The following is a 4,346-nucleotide window of genomic DNA, read 5'->3' as shown; positions in this document are numbered from 1 at the left end:
CATCACATCGAGGTGCCCTTTCACGTCGCGGTCGAAGCTCGCCGGATCAAGCCCGCCGATCAGGTCGCAGCCGAGCTTGAGCGCCTCGTCGAGCAGTTCCGCCGTGCCAGGCGAGGACAGGATGCCGCTCTGCGGGAAGGCGACAAGCTGGATGTCGATCAGGTCGCGATATTTCTCCCGCACGGCGAGGATCGTCTCGACATGCTTCAGCCCGACCGCGGCATCGACCATGACATGGCTGCGCATGGCGAGGCTGCCATGGCCGACGCAAAGCTCGAGCTGGTTCTTCGCGCGCTCCGCCATGGGTGTTGCCTGCTCGAGGTTGCGCATCTGGAAAGCGACGCGCTCGCGCACGTCGAAGCCGTTGGTGCAGGGAATGTGCGGGCGCCAGGCGTCGCGGTAGAAGGAGGTGTCGAGATGGATGTGGCCATCGACGAAGGCTGGCAGCACGAGCTGTCCGGCGAGGTCGACGGCGCCGTCCGTCGGCGGCGTCGTGTTCGCCGCAGGCGCCACAGCGCTGAAGCGGCCGCCCTCGACAGTGAGATCAACGACCGTGCCGTCGGCGAGCCTGGCGTTGAGGAAATGAGTCTGGTTCAAGATGCATCCCATTGAAAGTGAACGCATCAGTGGTCGTCGCTTGGCTGGCCAAGGTCAATGCGGGATTGGATAGAAAGTGTTTCGCCCTTGCCTTCTCCCGTTGTGGAAGAAGCCAAGTACAACGCCTGTTATATACCGCTTTCGCGTAAGTTTCAGCGAGCGGCAAATGTGCCATGGTGAAGTCTGCGGTATGAGGCCGCCGTGGTCGACGCGGACGCCCAAGCACATCCCCAACAATGCGCCCCCAACGGACGCGTCGACCATGAACAGAATGCGACGGCGACCTTGCCCTGGGTCGCCGTTTTACTTCTGCGCTCCGGCGTATTCGGTGACCAGCCGCTCATATTCCTCGAAGGCAGGCAGCGCTTCGTAGCTGTGCACGGCCGGTGTCGCCGCCCAGGGCAGTTTCTCGGCCGTCCAGGTCTCGATGAAGGGCGCGAACCAGGCATGGTCGTCGAGCATGGTCGGGCGCAGATTGACGAACCAGTCGATCCCTTCCGGTCGCGTGAACATCCAGGTCATGCAGTAGCCGCAGAAATAGTGTTTCGAGGCGCCGTGCAGGCCGCCGATCACCGGCTCGCCCTTCGTCACCTCGAAACCATCCGAGGGGATCGCCGCGCTCAGGGAATAGGCGCTGGACGACATGCGCTGGCAGCCGGTGCAGTGGCAGGCCATGGTGAGCAGCGGTTTTGCCGAGATTTTCAGGCGCACGCGGCCGCAGCGGCAGCCTCCTTCGGCGGGCAGAGCGAGGGTGGGCAAGATGGGCTCCTTGGTTGGGGTTTCCCGTTCTCCCCCTGAGAGGGTTTTGCATGGGAGTCGATATTTAGCGCACGAGGCGGATGGGCGTTTTTTGAAAGGCGCTCTGGCCGCTTTGGCGGGTTATTTTGCCTCGCTCTTGGGGCCTCAGGCCGCCTTGGCAGTGGATTTTGGGCGGACTGCGCCTCATGCCGGCTTCCTCTTCGGGAAAAGGACTGCGGCCGCTCGCTGCAGATTGTAGCCGCAGCCGGCAAGCATGCACTGCGTCCTGTTGGTGGCAAGGTTGAAGAAGCGCAGTCGCCGCATGCCGTAGCGCTGTTTGAACACTGCAAACGGCCGCTCCACTGCCGCCCGCACCTTCGAGATCAGCCGGTTGCGCTGCTTCTGACGCGGCGTCAGCGGATGGTGCTTGTTGGCTCTGTGCATCAGCCGGTCCTTGATGCCGGCCTGCTTCAGCCGGGCATGGCGGGCATGGGTGTAGTAGGCTTGGTCGCCATAGGCCGCCTTCTCGTCCCCGATGATCAGGCCGTCGGCCGGCTCGGTATCGGTGACCGATGCATCCGTGAAGTCCATGCGCCGGATCAGCGTATGAGCATCGTCGACGCCGTTGTGCACCTTATAGCCGAACACGGTCTTGGTGCCCTTGCGTCCCCAACGTGCCTCGCCATCAGCCGATGGCCGCGCCGTCGCCTCCTCACCCTTCTTCGGCTTCGCCGGCGGGCGCGCGGCGGCCTGCATGAAGGAGGCATCAATCAACGTGCCGCGCTTGACGATCAGCCCCTTCTGCTCAAGCTGCCGCGTGATCTCATAAAACACCCGGTCGATCAGCCCATCGCACTTCAGCTCCTCGCGGAAACGCCACAACGTCGAATGGTCCGGCGTGGGGTCCGACAGGCTGAAACCGGCAAAGCGGCGGAACGACAGCCGGTCGCGCAGTTGTGCCTCCAGCGAAGGATCGCTGAGATTGTTCCACACGCCAAGCAGCAGACAGCGCAGCAAGGCCTCGGCCGGATAGCTAATATTGCCCCGTCCTGGTCCGCTGCGCTGACCAAGAAGCGCCTTGATCGGCACCCAGTCGATCACTCGCGAGATCTGGTCAAGCTCCGTCACATCCGACCACACCAGCCCATCCGCAAGGCTCAGTTGTCCAAGCACGCGATCGACCATCCGAATCATCTCCCCTTCATGCCGGACATACGGAATCACCAACTCAGTTCCGTGCAAAGCCCTCCTTGTGGGAGAAGGGGTCGCCACCCCTATCGCTCAGTCTGAAAATCCGTCCGCTTGCCGCCCCCCAAAGCGTCCGTCATCTTTGCCCGCCTTGACGCCACCGCAAACTCAGCCGCACTATCCTTGGGCAGGCGAAGGGAGGCCAGTCGCCTGCGGGAGGAACGATACCCATGACGGACGCGATCAGGCTCTATTGGGGCCGGTTCGGGCATGTTTCCGTGCTGAATGTCGCCAACGACTTCGTCACCCATGCCCATGGCGAGGCACATCTCATCATCTGGCTGGAAGGCACGGCAGGCGAAATGACCATCGGCCGGGAAACGGTGCGGCTTGGGCCGTTCACGGCAGCGGGCATCAACTCATTCCAGCCGCACAGCCACGCGCTGTCGCATGACGGCAGGCCCGGCCTGTTCCTGGCCTTCTACATCGACCCGGATTGGGCGCGCCGGCGCCGCGACCTGCCCTCCTCGGCGCCGCTGTTCACGCAGGCCGCGATCACGCTGGAGCCCTGGCTGCACCAGGCGGCGGCCAACCTGCTCGATCATCTCACCGACAATGAGAGCATCGACGACGTCGCCAATTACGAGATCGAGCGTTTCATCGACTCAGTGCTCGACGCAGCGGACGCTTCGTCGCCGCAGATAGCCCGTGCGCGCATCAACACGATGCTCGACTTCCGTGTCCGCAAGGCGATCCAGCTGATGAAGGCCAATGTCTGCGAGCGCATCTCCTTCGACGATGTCGCCCGTTCGGTCGGGCTCTCCCGACCGCATTTCTTTGCGCTCTTCAAGGAACAGACCAGCCTGACCCCGAACGTCTACTGGAACACGCTGCGCATGGAGGAAGCCGTGCGCCAGCTGCAGTGGTCGCAGGAACCGCTGATCTCCGTCGCCTGCAATCTCGGCTTCACCACCCAGGGCAATTTCTCACGCTTCTTCCGCGACCATGTCGGCGTGCCGCCGACGCTCTATCGTGAAGCCGCTCGGGCGACGTCCTGAGGCGCCTGTTTTTCCGACTGGTTGATACGCCTTCAAGACGCATTGATAAGCGCAAGCTGACCGACAGCCTTAGCCTTCTCCCGATCTTTGCAAGGGAACGAGTCTATGGCGAAAGTCACCATTTCCAGCGTCATCGACGCGCCGGTCGAGCAGGTCTGGGCGCGCATCCGCGACTTCAACGGTTTGCCCGGTTGGCATCCTCGCATGGTGGAAAGCCTCATCGAGGACGGCAAGGACGCAACTACGATCGGCTGCGTGCGCAATTTCAAACTGGTCAGCGGCGCGACCCTGCGTGAAAAGCTGCTCGACTTCTCGGACGAGAATTTCCTGGTCAGCTATTCCATCCTCGAAACGCCGCAGCCGCTCACCAATCACAAGGCGACGCTGCAATTGCGCCGCGTCACCGACGGCAACCGCACCTATGCGGAATGGACGGCGAGCTTCGACGCAGCGCCGGAGGAGGCCGACAAGTTGGCCGAGGGCATGGGCGCCAACGTCTTCCAGGGCGGCTTCAACGCCCTGAAGGCCCATTTCGCCGTCAACAGTTGAACCGGGGAGCGCGCCATGTCGCTTGCGCTGCAGACTTTTTCGACCGTGAAGGACGCCAATGCCGCACTGCAAGCCGCCGGCACGCGCTATCTCGGCGGCGGTACGCTTGTCGTCCGCGCGGCCAATGAAGGCGATGTGTCCACATCCAGCCTGGTCCGCGTCACCGATCCTGGCCTCTCGCAAATCGCTGTTGCGGGCGGCAACGTAGGGCTCGGC

Annotated in this window: 5 protein-coding genes and 1 pseudogene; 3 read left to right on the top strand and 3 right to left on the bottom strand. The window is 63.1% G+C overall.

Annotated features, from left to right (window positions below; genetic code table 11):
- The 3 genes from EOA27_RS24590 to EOA27_RS24580 all read right to left on the bottom strand — a co-directional run.
- On the bottom strand, positions 1–609 hold a 609-nt coding region (locus EOA27_RS24590; protein ID WP_245491151.1), incomplete at its 3' end, for an amidohydrolase family protein.
- A gap of 291 nt (positions 610–900) precedes the next feature.
- Positions 901–1,356: a GFA family protein gene (locus tag EOA27_RS24585; protein WP_126083292.1), complete on the bottom strand. Its 456-nt coding sequence runs from the start codon at positions 1,354–1,356 to the stop codon at positions 901–903.
- A 183-nt stretch (positions 1,357–1,539) separates the two neighbouring features.
- Positions 1,540–2,520: an IS5 family transposase gene (locus EOA27_RS24580; protein ID WP_189343098.1), complete on the bottom strand. Its 981-nt coding sequence runs from the start codon at positions 2,518–2,520 to the stop codon at positions 1,540–1,542.
- Positions 2,521–2,753: 233 nt separating this feature from the next.
- Between EOA27_RS24580 and EOA27_RS24575 the strand changes: the two genes are divergently transcribed.
- The 3 genes and pseudogenes from EOA27_RS24575 to EOA27_RS24565 form a co-directional block, all read left to right on the top strand.
- Entirely contained in the window at positions 2,754–3,581 is an 828-nt protein-coding gene (locus EOA27_RS24575) for an AraC family transcriptional regulator (RefSeq protein ID WP_126081910.1), read from the top strand.
- 105 nt (positions 3,582–3,686) lie between these two features.
- Positions 3,687–4,130 (top strand): SRPBCC family protein, encoded by a 444-nt coding sequence (locus EOA27_RS24570; protein WP_126081909.1) that lies wholly within the window; start codon positions 3,687–3,689, stop codon positions 4,128–4,130.
- A gap of 15 nt (positions 4,131–4,145) precedes the next feature.
- Positions 4,146–4,346, top strand: a pseudogene (locus EOA27_RS24565) (xanthine dehydrogenase family protein subunit M); the annotation flags it as partial.

It is taken from the genome of Mesorhizobium sp. M2A.F.Ca.ET.037.01.1.1, assembly GCF_003998075.1.
GTDB lineage: Bacteria > Pseudomonadota > Alphaproteobacteria > Rhizobiales > Rhizobiaceae > Mesorhizobium.
This window is presented reverse-complemented; position numbering and strand designations above follow the sequence as displayed.